Origin of the sequence: Citrobacter sp. TBCS-14 (assembly GCF_005280805.1) — a bacterium.
GTDB classification, from domain to species: domain Bacteria; phylum Pseudomonadota; class Gammaproteobacteria; order Enterobacterales; family Enterobacteriaceae; genus Citrobacter; species Citrobacter gillenii.
The window spans coordinates 1-218 of sequence record NZ_SZWM01000620.1; the positions used below are offsets into that span (position 1 = coordinate 1).

The following is a 218-nucleotide window of genomic DNA, read 5'->3' on the forward strand; positions in this document are numbered from 1 at the left end:
TATTGGCGGCGGCCAGCTGACGAATCGCGTTGCCGTACTCTTCAATGGCATCGCGCAGCTGTTGACCTTCGACCTGCTCCAGCCAGATATTCAGCGGCACCATCCGTCGTTCGATATACAGATGGCGAATGACAATCTGATCGCCAAGATCGGTAATTTTTTCCGGGGCTTCCTGCAATAGCAGCGCCATCAGCGCCGGATCGATTTGCCGTTTATCC

Annotated in this window: 1 protein-coding gene; it reads right to left on the reverse strand. The window is 54.6% G+C overall.

What is annotated here, in order from left to right; genetic code table 11:
* Positions 1-218, reverse strand: a 218-nt coding sequence (locus FDX22_RS20285) for an isocitrate dehydrogenase kinase/phosphatase-domain containing protein (protein WP_186805383.1), incomplete at both ends; no start/stop codon positions are given.